The organism is Lacipirellula sp. (assembly GCF_965279485.1).
Lineage (GTDB): Bacteria > Planctomycetota > Planctomycetia > Pirellulales > Lacipirellulaceae > Lacipirellula.
This window is the reverse complement of record NZ_CBDIIC010000002.1, coordinates 1,953,357-1,965,861: the sequence shown is the minus strand read 5'-3', so window position 1 is coordinate 1,965,861 and position 12,505 is coordinate 1,953,357. Positions and strand designations below refer to the sequence as shown.

The 12,505-nt window shown below is 57.0% G+C and carries 13 protein-coding genes; 7 read left to right on the top strand and 6 right to left on the bottom strand.

Features of this window, described 5'->3' with window-relative positions; translation table 11 throughout:
- Positions 1–12: 12 nt before the first annotated feature.
- The 5 genes from ACQY7R_RS15525 to ACQY7R_RS15505 all read left to right on the top strand — a co-directional run bounded on the left by ACQY7R_RS15525 (position 13) and on the right by ACQY7R_RS15505 (position 5,203).
- Positions 13–1,212 carry an acetate/propionate family kinase gene (locus ACQY7R_RS15525; RefSeq protein ID WP_428306497.1) on the top strand — a complete coding sequence of 400 codons (1,200 nt, stop codon included), beginning with the start codon at positions 13–15 and terminating at the stop codon, positions 1,210–1,212.
- Between the two features lie 168 nt (positions 1,213–1,380).
- A complete protein-coding gene (locus ACQY7R_RS15520) occupies positions 1,381–2,076 on the top strand; it encodes a VIT1/CCC1 transporter family protein (protein WP_428306496.1) in 696 nt (231 codons plus the stop codon).
- The gene (locus ACQY7R_RS15515) at positions 2,076–2,927 is read left to right on the top strand and encodes a methyltransferase domain-containing protein (RefSeq protein ID WP_428306495.1); all 852 of its coding nucleotides are present in this window, start codon (positions 2,076–2,078) and stop codon (positions 2,925–2,927) included. Before ACQY7R_RS15520 ends, ACQY7R_RS15515 begins: the two co-directional genes overlap by 1 nt.
- Positions 2,928–2,953: 26 nt before the next feature.
- Positions 2,954–4,093 carry an NAD(P)/FAD-dependent oxidoreductase gene (locus ACQY7R_RS15510; RefSeq protein WP_428306494.1) on the top strand — a complete coding sequence of 380 codons (1,140 nt, stop codon included), beginning with the start codon at positions 2,954–2,956 and terminating at the stop codon, positions 4,091–4,093.
- Between the two features lie 12 nt (positions 4,094–4,105).
- Positions 4,106–5,203, top strand: coding sequence for a type III polyketide synthase (locus ACQY7R_RS15505; protein WP_428306493.1), 1,098 nt, complete (start codon positions 4,106–4,108; stop codon positions 5,201–5,203).
- 23 nt (positions 5,204–5,226) lie between these two features.
- Here the strand turns inward: ACQY7R_RS15505 and ACQY7R_RS15500 are convergent, their stop codons facing one another.
- The 4 genes from ACQY7R_RS15500 to ACQY7R_RS15485 all read right to left on the bottom strand — a co-directional run bounded on the left by ACQY7R_RS15500 (position 5,227) and on the right by ACQY7R_RS15485 (position 8,045).
- Positions 5,227–5,751 carry a DinB family protein gene (locus ACQY7R_RS15500; protein ID WP_428306492.1) on the bottom strand — a complete coding sequence of 175 codons (525 nt, stop codon included), beginning with the start codon at positions 5,749–5,751 and terminating at the stop codon, positions 5,227–5,229.
- A gap of 9 nt (positions 5,752–5,760) precedes the next feature.
- Positions 5,761–6,069 carry an SRPBCC family protein gene (locus ACQY7R_RS15495; protein WP_428306491.1) on the bottom strand — a complete coding sequence of 103 codons (309 nt, stop codon included), beginning with the start codon at positions 6,067–6,069 and terminating at the stop codon, positions 5,761–5,763.
- Between the two features lie 151 nt (positions 6,070–6,220).
- Positions 6,221–6,571, bottom strand: a complete 351-nt coding sequence (locus tag ACQY7R_RS15490; protein WP_428306490.1) for an ArsR/SmtB family transcription factor — start codon at positions 6,569–6,571, stop codon at positions 6,221–6,223.
- Between the two features lie 274 nt (positions 6,572–6,845).
- Complete coding sequence (locus tag ACQY7R_RS15485) at positions 6,846–8,045, bottom strand: pyridoxal phosphate-dependent aminotransferase (protein ID WP_428306489.1); 1,200 nt, start codon at positions 8,043–8,045, stop codon at positions 6,846–6,848.
- Between the two features lie 501 nt (positions 8,046–8,546).
- Between ACQY7R_RS15485 and ACQY7R_RS15480 the strand changes: the two genes are divergently transcribed.
- Positions 8,547–8,972, top strand: coding sequence for a hypothetical protein (locus ACQY7R_RS15480; protein WP_428306488.1), 426 nt, complete (start codon positions 8,547–8,549; stop codon positions 8,970–8,972).
- 195 nt (positions 8,973–9,167) lie between these two features.
- Positions 9,168–9,527 carry a hypothetical protein gene (locus tag ACQY7R_RS15475; RefSeq protein ID WP_428306487.1) on the top strand — a complete coding sequence of 120 codons (360 nt, stop codon included), beginning with the start codon at positions 9,168–9,170 and terminating at the stop codon, positions 9,525–9,527.
- Between the two features lie 8 nt (positions 9,528–9,535).
- Here the strand turns inward: ACQY7R_RS15475 and ACQY7R_RS15470 are convergent, their stop codons facing one another.
- Entirely contained in the window at positions 9,536–10,399 is an 864-nt protein-coding gene (locus tag ACQY7R_RS15470) for a hypothetical protein (RefSeq protein ID WP_428306486.1), read from the bottom strand.
- Positions 10,400–11,164: 765 nt separating this feature from the next.
- Positions 11,165–12,397, bottom strand: a complete 1,233-nt coding sequence (locus ACQY7R_RS15465; protein WP_428306485.1) for an esterase/lipase family protein — start codon at positions 12,395–12,397, stop codon at positions 11,165–11,167.
- Between the last annotated feature and the right edge of the window lie 108 nt (positions 12,398–12,505).

Below are 12,505 nucleotides of genomic sequence, written 5' to 3'. Positions count from 1 at the left end.
AAGGACTTAAACTTGTCCGAAGTATTCAGCCCATTCCCGATGCAGCGTCTGATCCTTGCCGTCAACGCCGGCTCGTCGAGTCTCAAGGTCGCCGTCTTCGAAGCAAATTCGGCTCCAGTTCGCCTTGCCTCAGCGAAGGTCGAGCGCATCGGCGCATCCGACGCCAAGATCACCCTTGCGATCGGCGGCGAGGCGTCATGCTCCGAAGCAGTGGTCGCAAGCTCTCACGATGACGCACTTGCTGCGATCATGTCTGGCCTACGGGGCAAGATTAACGATACCTCGATCGCAGGCGTTGGTCACCGTCTCGTTCATGGCGGGCCCGACCATTCGGCTTCGGAGGTGATAACGCCGAACTTGCTGGACGATATCCGCCAGCTCGAAATCTACGACCCAGAGCATTTGCCGTCCGAGTTGCAGGTGATCGAATCGCTGAAACGACGGCTGCCAAATATCCCGCATGTGGCTTGCTTCGACACGGCCTTCCATCACGATCTTCCGGCGGTTGCGCGGCGACTGCCGCTGCCGCGACGATTTGACGCATTCGGCATGCGTCGCTATGGGTTTCATGGGCTTTCCTATGCCTACCTGATGGACCATTTGGCGCGATTGGATCACGAGGAAGCGCGGGGACGAATCGTTCTTGCGCATTTGGGCAACGGCGCAAGCTTGGCGGCGGTGCGAGACGGCAAACCCATTGACACCAGCATGGCATTCACGCCTGCCGCCGGCATTCCCATGAGTACCCGATCAGGCGACATTGATCCTGGATTGATTGAGTATCTTCTGCGGTCCATGAGCATCACCGTTCAAGAGTTCAACCGCGTCGTCCATCTGGAATCAGGCCTGTTGGGGGTCTCCGAGACTTCCGGCGACATGGAACTGCTTCTGGAGCGCGAATCAACTGATGCGCGAGCAGCCGAGGCAGTGGCAATCTTTTGCTACCATGTCCGCAAATATATCGGAGCGTACGCCGCCGCCATGGGAGGACTCGATACGCTCGTTTTTACGGGAGGAATCGGCGAACGTGCAGCGAAGGTTAGACATCGTGTCTGCGCAGATCTTCAGTTTTTCGGGGTCGAACTCGGTCCGACGCTAAACGAAACCAACGCCGAGGTGATATCAAGCGGAATCCTTCCAGTAAAAGTACGAGTCATTGCAACCGACGAAGAACAGATGATTGCACGGGATGTGATCGCAGCGATTGAGTAAAAGCGATTCGGCCACATGCGTCGTGCCTCTTAGTACGCGGTCAGCGCCCATGGATAGACGATTTTTGGCAGCTGATTGACGGCTGAAGCTGGCAATAGGCGTCGTGGATTAGCGTCGCGCTCGCACGTTAGTTTGCGATTTGGTAGCGTGGATGGGTATAGTGGGGCGATGACAATTCGCCACCCAGAGGTTCATCGGATCACGCGCATTGGATGGCTTCGCGCCGCCGTGCTTGGGGCTAACGATGGAATTGTCTCCACCGCGAGTCTAATCGTCGGCGTCGCTGCGGCCGATTCCACGCGGAACGCAATCGTCCTCGCCGGCGTTGCGGGACTGGTGGCTGGCGCCGCGTCGATGGCCGCGGGCGAGTATGTTTCGGTTAGTTCTCAAGCCGACACGGAGCAATCGGATCTCGCTCGCGAGCGAGAAGAATTGGCTGCGGATCCCGCCGGCGAACTCGCCGAGCTAACCAGTATCTATATTGGGCGTGGCTTGGACCGGGAAGTTGCCGTCCGCGTCGCCGAGCAATTGACGGCGCAGGACGCTCTCTCTGCCCACGCCCGAGAAGAATTAGGTATTACCGCAGGCATGGAAGCGAGGCCAGTTCAAGCCGCATTAACGTCGGCAGCAGCGTTCGCCGCGGGGGCGATGCTACCGCTGAACGCTGCCGTGGCATCGCCGCCCTCCGTGCTACTGGCAGCGGTCGTCGCGTCATCGTTGTTTTCCCTAGCTCTGCTGGGCGGGGTAGCCGCGAAGATCGGCGGGTCAAAGCTTAGCGTCGGTGTAGTTAGAGTCACCGTATGGGGTGCCATTGCTATGGCGCTTACGGCCGCTGTAGGACGGGCGTTTGGCGTCAGTGCGTAATGCTTAACTCACGCCACTTGCGGAAACGTAAGTCCGCAAACGTGATACGGGTCAATCCTTTACCAAGATCGTGGAACGAAGGATGCGATGATGGTTTCACATTCGTCAATCTTTTTCTGCGATTCACTGTTAGCACGTTGATGGCACTTACAAGGCTCGTGCAACGCGACTTCCGTCCAGAATTGATGGACCAGAGCGAAATGCCAAGAGCCGAGCATGAACGTGCGCTCCACGGGCTGCGACGGCTGAATTTCGCCAGCGGCGTGGCTGGGCAGCTTTGGCGACAGATCACGTCCCACTCTGGCGTCACGTCAGGACGACGCCTGCGACTCCTCGACGTAGCCTGCGGCGGGGGCGATGTCGCGGCAAACATCTGGAAGCGCGCTCAGCGACAGGGCATCGCCGTAGACATCGTCGGCCTCGACTGTAGCTCCACAGCATGTGAACAGGCCTTCAAGCAAGGTCGAGCTGCTGGCGCATCGATGAAGGTGATATGCACCGACGCCGTTCGATCGCCTCTGCCTAGCGGCTTCGACGTGGTGACGTCGTCATTGTTTCTTCATCATCTGTCCCGGCCGGACGCCGTGACGCTACTAGCTAAAATGGGGGGTGCGGGACGCCTGCTTGTGGTCAGCGACCTGCGACGATCTGCTATAGGATATGTCATCGCGCACGCAGCATGCCGTCTGGTCACGCGTTCGCCGATCGTCCACTACGACGGACCACAATCAGTTGCCAATGCCTTTTCAATTTCGGAAGTCGCCGAGCTGTGCGATGAAGCAGGTCTCTCCACCGCCATCGTCCGCCGTGCGTGGCCATGGCGTCTGATAATCACGAGATATAAGGAATAGAGCCGATCATCCTTGCAACCGATCAGATGACGGCTATTCACGAAAGCGATCGCTGGGACGCCATTGTCATGGGCGCAGGACCGGCGGGAGCTATTGCGGCTCGCCAGCTCGGGCTGCAACGCAAGCACGTGCTGTTGATCGACAAAGCAACATTGCCGCGTGACAAGGTGTGCGGAGGTTGTTTAGGAGGGGCGGCGCTCACGCTGCTGAACGGCGTCGGCCTGGGCCATGTTCCAACTGCCTGCCAAGGCATGCCGCTGAGGACATTTGAATTGTCCAGCGGGGGCATTACCGCTCGCATCCCGATCGGCGAGCGCATGGCCATCTCACGTCACACGTTCGACGACGCGTTGGTACGCGAAGCGATGCGGGCAGGCGTCGTCGTCTGCGACAAGGCGCACGGAACGCTTCAACCCGTCACCGAAGACAACTGTCGGACGGTGACGCTGCGTCAGATGGGTAATGAGGTGCGGGCACGTGCAGACGTTGTCATCGTTGCTACGGGCCTCGCGAACGTCCCGTCAGAGTGCGTTGCGAATGCGGCGCACCAATCATTGATTGGATTGGGCGCCCTGTCAGATCATGCGCCATGTAATTACGTGCCGGGCTCGTTGCACATGGCTTACGGCTCGGCTGGCTACGTCGGCATAACGGCCGTTGACCGAAGCCGTTTCGACATCGCGGCAGCGATTGATCCACGCGCCCTCGCCGCTGCAGAGTCGCCGGGGCGCCTCGTCCAAGAAATTTTGCGAGCGTCCGGCTCGATCTTGACGGCCGACTGGGAGAATCTCCAGTGGCATGGAACGCCGAGTCTCACCCGGCGAACATTGCCGATCGCATCGCACCGTTGTCTGTTGATTGGCGATGCGGCGGCTTATGTGGAGCCATTCACCGGCGAAGGAATCGGCTGGGCGATGCAGTCAGGCGCGTTGGCGGCGTCACTGCTGACAGGGTCGCTTGGTCAATGGGACGATACGATCGAATCCCGCTGGAAGCGACTCTTTGATAAGACCACAGGCAATCGGCACAGATTCTGCCATACGCTCTGCCGGTGTATGCGAATTAAGGCTGTTCGCCAGCTTGCCGTTCGGGGATTGCGCCAAGCTCCTTGTCTCGGCGAGCCCGTCGTGAGGATTCTGGACCGGCCCTTCGGCCACACTTGCTGAAAGTAGCGCTCAATGGATGTTGAATTACTGTCGGTCGGCGTCGCCGTCCCGGCGCATGAAATCACTCAAGAAGCGTCTCTGGCGCTCACCGAGCGCATCTGTTGCGTCGACAGTCGGCAAAGGCGATTCGCCAAGGCCTTGTATGAACATGCCGGCGTTGCCACTCGATATGGCGTGCTGCCGCTGGCGGAGGCCGATCGCTGGGCGCCGAATGGATCATTAGATACGGATGGGACGCCTAATCTCGGCCCCTCAACCGAAGCCCGGATGGAGTATTATCAGCAGCACGCCTTACCGCTCGCGCTGGAAGCTTCCGGGCAGGCGCTCGACCGCTCGGGTTGCCAGCCAAGCGAAATCACGCATGTCGTCACCGCGTCCTGCACAGGTTTCACAGCGCCCGGAGTCGACCTGGGGCTGATCCAGCATTTACGGCTTCCGCCGACGACCGAGCGCATTCATGTGGGCTACATGGGCTGTCATGGCGCGATCAACGCGCTTCGCGCGGCACGCGGTCTGGCTTGCGCTGATGGTCGCAACCGCATTCTCGTTTGTAGCGTCGAACTCTGCACGATTCACTACGCATTCCAGTGGAGCACAGAGCGCATGCTCGGCAATGCTCTTTTTGCTGACGGCTCAGGAGCCGTCGTGCTGGGTGCACGGGAGATAACCGCGAACGAGTCAAAACATCCATGGCGCCTCGCCGCGACAGGCTCCTACGTATTCCCAGACACCGCCGACGCGATGACATGGAGCATAGGCAATCATGGATTCGTGATGTCTATTTCCAGTGAATTGCCGCGGCTCATTCAGGCGAATCTCCATGAATGGTTGTCCGTGTGGCTCGAAAGGCAGGGACTTGGAGTCAGCGATGTGAGCTTATGGGCTGTTCATCCGGGAGGGCCGAGAATCGTCGAGGCCGTCGAGGCGGCCATGGGCCTGACCCATGAGCAAACAGCGATCTCGCGGCAAGTGCTATCGACCTACGGCAACATGTCGTCTGCTACGGTACTCTTTATTTTGCAATCGCTTTTTGACGGCGGCGCTCAGCCTCCATGCGTCCTGCTAGGGTTTGGGCCGGGTCTCGTCGCCGAGGCTGCGCTATTCATATAAGTTTCTGCCGCAACTGCACTGATCTATTCGCTCGCGAAATCGGGCATTTCGTCGCCACTTGGCCCGTAGCTCGATGGGACCGCGACGCTAAGCAAGCGGAGATACACGCCAAGCTGCCCTCGATGGTGATACCAGTGGTTGAGCATAATGCTCCTCAAGAAAGCGGCGCGTGGTAGTGACACGACGACATGTCCTCCCTGAGTGACGCGAAACGTCTCGCTCATGCGCTCGTCGTCTATCGTAGGTAGAGTTTGCCGCAGGTACGCGGCGCTCTGGTTGAGCGCATCAAGAATCTCGCGTAGCGCGGCGGGCTGCGGTCGCTCGCTGCTCAAGTCTGGCACTGGCGCCTCGTCAGGCTCTGATAATCGCAGGACGCCCTCGGGGACTTGGGCAATGTGTAAGGCAAGTTGCCCAGCGGTCATCGATTTCTCGTGAGGCCGCCAAGCGAGCCGCTCCTCGGGTACGCGTTCGAGAAACTTTCTCGTCGGGCCGAGTTCCTGCTCGAACTCGGCAAGGAGTGACGTTCCAATCTCGTATTCAGGCGTCATGGTCTTCCTTCAGCGTGATTTGGTTTCCGCGCGTTCGCGAATTTGATTGATCCACTGAGTCCAGCCTTCCGGCATACCGTCGCGATGCTCGGGCAAGATTAGCCCCATGGCGCGGTGAGCGAACGTCAAGAGCGTTCCATCGCCGTTGGTCTTCAGGCGATACTGAACATGGTTCACCGCCGGGTAAGACATCGGCATCGGCCCGGTGATTTCGAGGAGCGTCGGCGGCTTGATGACTTGGACATGGCCCCACAGATGTCCCGCGTCATTGCCGAGATCACGAAACCACCGACCGCCGGGCCATGGCTCGATCTTCATGGAGAGCGACTTGCCGTCTGGCATCTGCGCCCAGTTCGTCTAGCACGGCTTCAAAGGCGATCTCGATTGGCGCTGCAATTTCAATCTCTTTGCGAATTGTAAATGCATGAACCTCTTCGTGTTCAGTTGTCATACATACCTCGGTTGTGATTTAACGTGTACCGTCCCGTCCCGCCTTGGACTTGCGCTCAGCGCGCTCCTTGATCCGATCTATTTGATGGCTCCAGTGCCGCTCAAATTTATTGGCCCAATCGTGCACCGCTTTTAGCTCCTTCGCCTCTAACTGGTAGAGACGCTGCTGGCCCTGCTTAGTCACCGAGACGATGCCGACCTTGCGCAGCACGCCCAGGTGCTTTGAAACTGCCGGCTGCGGCATTCCTAACGTCAGGACCAGGGCTCCGACGGCAAGCGCGCCCCGACGGGCGAGCACTTCAATGATCTGGCGCCGCTTGGGCTCGGCAATGGCGTTGAATACGTCGGTAGTTGTGGAGGCGCGAGGCATGGCGCCAATATATTCCCATAACGGAATATGTCAAGAATCGAAACGAATCTGCTGCGTTACGGACGAAGTCAGCCTCAGAGGTGTGGGCCTCCATTCCCAGGGACGAGATGATTGTCTAGTCATTCGCCAAGTTCAGGAGTTCGCATGGAGTTTCGGCCCAGACATTGTCTGGGACGTGGCCAAGCTGCACAGCTTTGCCATTTTCGCCCGATGCATGCAGATCGCATAAATCAGCAAGGGGAGGTTTGGCTCATGAGATAACTAGCGAGACCAACTACGCGTCAACAGCGTCCAGGACCGAGGACAGAGCGGATAGCGCAGAACCAAGGCTTGCCGGAGGCAGATAGCCAAAGCCCAACCGAAACACACGGTTGGTTTCGCCAAACCATGTTCCGGATGCGAGTTGCAAGTCATGGTGAGGCAATAGCCCCCAGAATCGCGAGGTTGCCGTCTCGTCCCACGCATCTCCGCGCAGGCGCATACAACATAGTGCACCGGCGTCTGGCTGCACCCATTCAATGCGCTTGCGCTCCGCGTCGCACCAAGCCGTCACTTGCTTGAGAGCGCTGCCGAGCAATTGTCGTCGTGGCGCAAGCACCTTTTCTTTATTACGCAGCAGAACCGTAGTGAGCGCCTCATCCAGCACCGCCCCAGAGATCACGGTGTTCATCTTAGCGACTGTCAGACGCGATCGAAGGTCGGGCTCCGCTACAGTGAGCCACCCTGTACGCAAGCCTGGGGCGCCGAGAGCCTTCGATACCGATGCGCCGGTGACGATGCGAGCATCGAGCCCTGCAAAGCTGTCCACGGCCCTGGCGTCTCCATACGTTGCCTCTCGATAGGTTTCGTCGATGAAGAGTAAGGCTTCGGGCGAGCGCCTTTCCATTAGGCCGAGCAGTCTTTCGATTTCCGCACGTGAGGTCTGAACGCCACTGGGATTCTGAGGTGAAGCAATGCTTACAAGTCTGGTCTTCGAAGACAACTCTGCTTCAATCCCGTCCAAGTCCAGTCGATAGCTCCGCTCAAATGTCAGTTTGACTTCGCGAACGTTGACGCCGGCGCCAATGAGGCAGTCACGGCTCGGCGGGAAGCAGGGCGTTGCGAGAACGGCGTCGTCACCAGGACGGCAGACTTCAAAAGCAAGGAGGAAGAGTCCCAGCGCGACGCCCTGCGTTGTGATCACCTGCTCCGAAGAGACTTTACAGGCATCTGCGATGGCCTCGCGAAGCTCTAATCCGCCGGCGGACTTACCATACCCCAGCGTCAATCCGCGGATACTTTCTAGATCGGCCAAATCTAGAAGTTCGCCAACCGTCAAATCTTGGGATGTGCTCTCCGCCAGATTGAACGGTCGGTTCACATCGAGCAATGAGATGATTTCATTGTACGGAAATCTTCCAGTCCACTCACGAGTAATGTCGCTATCGGAGCCAGGTTGCTTTCGTTCTTCAGAATTACCTTGGAGAGCGCTCATGCCCTTTCCTTATGTTTTCGAATGCTACCATCGCAACCCATCTTGCGCAGCTCTGGCAGACGGAAGGAGTTTGAGAACGAACATTCGAGCGTGACGCTTTAGAACCTGATCAACACCCACATAGCCAACATAGGGTGTTTTGACCGGCAGGCTAGCCGCAGTTTCACTCAGGGACAGTTAGGCGCCTCTGTGGAAGCGGCCACCAAGCTGATCCGCATCTAAATAGCCGGCGACTCTCGCCCCGGGCAGCGGGCATCTCTGATTCGTGCCGCCGTTGGCCTTAAACGCAATTTCTGGGAATCGCGCCCCTAGTCGAAACTTTCAAGCGTATTAGAGGCAGAGAACACACTAATCGATTGCGGCTGTTCGGTTGTAACGCCTGCGCTGGCCGGAATCTCGTCGCCTGCGGCAACGCTAGCGCCCCCACCGGGCGTCGTCGGGCGTAGTACAGTGCCAGTCGAGGAGTGCTCGGCAGGCGACGAACTCTGAGGGGAGACAACATTGAGTATGAACAAACACTCTACCGCGAACCCGTACGCCCGGCAGATTCCCAGGGGTGACGAGCGACCGGCCGTTATTCCATTCAACCGCACAGACGCGGAGTCTGTCGATGATCTTGTCGACAAGATCATCGAATCGATTCCGGCTGAGATGCTGATTAAAGCTGTTGCCTCATTGAACGAACGCACACGCATCCAATACTCGCCGGCAGAACTTCGCAAGCGATTCGATAGGCTTGGAGTGCCAGAGCTTGATTTGGAAGCCGCTGAAGGTATCGAAGTCTTGAAAGCCGAGCTTATCGAGAGTGCAAAGGCCTTCGCACTGCTCATTGCGGATGAAGCCGCAGAGGAAGCCATCGAAAACGGCGATTTCGATGATCTCTTCGACGATCTCGTGGATGCGGTCGTCTATGAAATTGTCGTTTAGTCCCCTCAGTCGCCGGGACGGGGCATTCGTGGCCTGGCGCGGCGCTTCACTTTTAGGCTCACGCCCCAGCGGGCGCTAGGCGCAACAGGTCCCTAGTTTCCGGTTTCGCGCCGCCATTACGGGCGGTCGTGCGAATTAACCTTTGTAGCCGATCGATCTGCTCGGCCGCTGAATTCTTCTTTGAGGAGACGAATGATGCCCAAAATGTTGTTACCAAATGATGCGTGGCTGAAGGCCAATGGCTACAGCGAACTGGTCAAAGCGAGGAAAGACCGCCCGGAACCATTTTTAATTCCCCAGGAGCCAGACTTCATCACCGAACGTGCGATCCTCGCTCGCATCAACAGGAAGCTCGCCGCTGAGTACGAGAAGGTGGGCATCAACCGCGGCGGCCATGCTCGATATCACCACAAGGACGCGTACCGAAACGTCTTGCTTGGCGAGTTTGATGATCTCGAATCGTTCGCCCGCGAGTGCGGTGTGATGACCGCCAACGAAAGAATTGGAAGGACCTACGAACCCGCCGGGGACAGCCGTGGTCCGCTCTCGCCGTGATGCGGCTACTAGGGGCTTAATGGGATTCGCACTCCCAGCGCGGCATCACGCACCAGCTCATTCTCATCTGCTTGCAAGTCGATTATCGCCTCTTCGATTTGAAGTTCGGGATGCTGTCGCATGATCTCTGCGGAGTAGAGACGCACCCACCATTGATTATGCTTCGACAGCTTGGCCAAGTATTCCTTGGCTTCGGGAAGTGTGTTTTCAAAACGCTCGTGGAACTTGTTCTGCTTCGCCCAGATCGCATCTTCGACGACGTGCTCGGCCAGCAGGAACTCGTCCGGCCGCATCGGTTTCACACGAGGGGCAGCCAAGCCGGCTTCTTTGCGATTGGCTTCAACATTCTCCGCCACCTTTTCAAGGGCAGCGATCGCATCGGCCCGGCGGGTCGAACGATGGAACAGGATCAGTGCGCGCCCCGGCGAACGCTCATAGACGTACTTGATGAACGGACCGGGTGGAAAGGAGTTGCTCCGTAGGTATTCCAGATAGTCTTCGTAATTCACTGGTCGCAACGGGTCGGGCCGGCCCACGTTGTCATGCCCCTGGAACCAATCCCGAACAAACGACCGCAGCTTGGGATTCGGCGAGTCCAGGTGAGGTGCTAGGCGTTGAATAACAACCTTCGGAGGCAGGTCAAGCAAATGCAATAGCATGAGCCCTATGAGAGGCTGCATCTCCTCGCCATCAGGGTCACCAGCGTAGATCGCAATTTGCTTGACGATTTCGCCTTTGTCGGCGACGGAATCTTTCAGCGCGATTGCCTCCTGGACTGCCTGAGCATTCTCGTGGAGGCCGCCGGGATGTCGTTTCGCGGTACCGAGGACTTTCTGGATTCGCTCCTGGATGGCCGGATCAGGCTTGCTCAACTCCTGCGCTCCGCAAGGCGCACAGATGCACGCTGCCAAGATGAGTGCTAGACGCATAGTCCCCTCTCTGCCACCGCAACTAAAGATGGAGTGCCCTATCCCAGTTAGACCCAGCACGATCGTTTAACTCAAGACTCTTCTGGCGCTGCTACTTACGCCGCTACTCTTCAATGATGGCGCTTAGCCAATTAGGCGGTCCTTCTTTGTAACACATGGCTGGAATACTCCTTTCGTGTGGTGGCGATGCTCCTGCGCGGTCTGTTTCACGCAAAAAAACTGCGGACATCCTCATTGTGGTAGGCCCAGGTGATTGAGCGCAATAGAGAGTGTGATTGATTTGTTCACTAATAGAACGATTTCGGCCGCCGTGCCTTGTCTAATTTGCTTAAAATACCTAGTTTATTGGTGTTGACTGAAGATGTTGCCATGCTAAATTTGCGTGCACTCCCAAATCCCCTCATTTGACACTTAGGGTGCTAGCAATGCGAATCTACGTGATAGCTGTCGGAATGTTGGTCACGATGCTTACGTCAAGCGTGGCTGAAGCGGGAGTTTTCGGCAGAGGTCGATGCCGTTCTACATGTGCACCGGCGAAACGCTGTGCCCCGGCATGCGCACCAGCTTGTGCGCCAGCTATTTGTTGCGGTGCTGAGGGGACCAGCTCTTCGCCCCGCACCGTCCTTGAGGCGGAAATTCAACAGTTGCAGCTCCAGGTCAACGACCTTCAGCAGCGAGTGCAGCGGCTTGAGCAATAGGCTGAGCGATTTAGTCGCCTTCAGTCTTATTTAGGCGTTGGAGTGTTTTGCAGTCGATTAGAATTGCGCCTTGACGATTCGTGCGCTCGGAAATTGTGCCTTCGAGTTTGACGCTGCTGCCGATTGGCAATGAGTTGTTGAACTCGATGGGGCTGAAGCTCGCCATGACTCGGTCGAGCATCGGCGTGTCATTATCAGGGGCGATTGAATAAGCAGGTGCTTCTTTATCCGGCACTATGTCGCGAATGACAGCATCCCAAGTCACAGTCTTGTTGACATACTCCTTCTTGAACTCGACAAGTAAGCCGTTACGCTTTTCGTTAAAGTCGTCGACGAATTGCGGGAAAGAAATGTCGATCCTCTCTCTCGCGATCAAGTGCTCGTTCGCGAAATCTTGCACGGACATGTAAATTTGATCTGTCCGGGCGCCGGGCTTGCAAATCGATCGATGATCGCCGTCAAGTCGAATGGGAGTGACATCATTTATACCTGGATCAGAACTCCCTTCATCAACGATCAGCCCGATGCCAATGATGGGTTTATTCTCGAAGAAGACGAGTGTCTGTATATCGTGATCAGGGATATTATTGCGGTACCAGGTGTTTAGCTTCCTTAACATCGGGGCGTTTTGCTCAAGCTGTTCACCCTGAACTGACTCGTTATAGAGTGGGCCCAGAAGTTTAAGAAACTTCTCCGCGCCGGAGCCCGAATTTGGAGTGGCTATAAAAACTACTCCCTTAGTGTTATCCGCGATCGCTTCCCAACGCTCATTGTCCTGTGTTAGTGCGTCATTGAGCATCTGCTTTACTACTAATCCTCCCATACTATGGGTAACGAAAAGTAGTGGCCGTTTGCCGATCCCGCGAAGTCTCAATTCTTCCAATAGCGTCGTTGCGCGATCTTGAATGGGCATGGAACTGCCAAACCAGTTCGAACTACTCGCTTCGTAATTAACAGACCAAATACCCAAGTCTGGATTGTCGTCGCTCAGCCACTTGGGCCAGTAGTTAGACGAGTCGCTGTCCTTTTGCCAAGTTTCTTGGAAATCTCCTTGCAGCCCGTGCACGAACACCACGTCGGCACGTCTCCGCTCATTTTCTGTTCCGCCTATCGCATTGACTGCTTCAATAGCCTTGACGGGGGGCGATGGCTTGGCGTTCGGCTTCTCCTTGGAGCAGCCACCAATTAGTGCCATTGCTATTAACGCAATAGTTGGTACTGGACTTAACGAACTGTTGACCATGGTCGCGTGCTCCTCGGCGAGAAAAGGTGATCGCGAGAATTGTATACTGAATATGTAGATTGCAATACAGGTGCTGGAGATTTGGGCGGTTGCGTAAGCTGGTCCGGC

Excerpts from the sequence above, each read along its gene's own strand:
- ACQY7R_RS15520 (WP_428306496.1), top strand. The coding sequence starts at position 1,381 with ATGACAATTCGCCACCCAGAGGTTCATCGGATCACGCGCATTGGATGG.
- ACQY7R_RS15515 (WP_428306495.1), top strand. The coding sequence starts at position 2,076 with ATGCTTAACTCACGCCACTTGCGGAAACGTAAGTCCGCAAACGTGATA.
- ACQY7R_RS15510 (WP_428306494.1), top strand. The coding sequence starts at position 2,954 with ATGACGGCTATTCACGAAAGCGATCGCTGGGACGCCATTGTCATGGGC.
- ACQY7R_RS15505 (WP_428306493.1), top strand. The coding sequence starts at position 4,106 with ATGGATGTTGAATTACTGTCGGTCGGCGTCGCCGTCCCGGCGCATGAA.
- ACQY7R_RS15500 (WP_428306492.1), bottom strand. The coding sequence starts at position 5,751 with ATGACGCCTGAATACGAGATTGGAACGTCACTCCTTGCCGAGTTCGAG.
- ACQY7R_RS15495 (WP_428306491.1), bottom strand. The coding sequence starts at position 6,069 with ATGAAGATCGAGCCATGGCCCGGCGGTCGGTGGTTTCGTGATCTCGGC.
- ACQY7R_RS15490 (WP_428306490.1), bottom strand. The coding sequence starts at position 6,571 with ATGCCTCGCGCCTCCACAACTACCGACGTATTCAACGCCATTGCCGAG.
- ACQY7R_RS15485 (WP_428306489.1), bottom strand. The coding sequence starts at position 8,045 with ATGAGCGCTCTCCAAGGTAATTCTGAAGAACGAAAGCAACCTGGCTCC.
- ACQY7R_RS15475 (WP_428306487.1), top strand. The coding sequence starts at position 9,168 with ATGCCCAAAATGTTGTTACCAAATGATGCGTGGCTGAAGGCCAATGGC.
- ACQY7R_RS15465 (WP_428306485.1), bottom strand. The coding sequence starts at position 12,397 with ATGGTCAACAGTTCGTTAAGTCCAGTACCAACTATTGCGTTAATAGCA.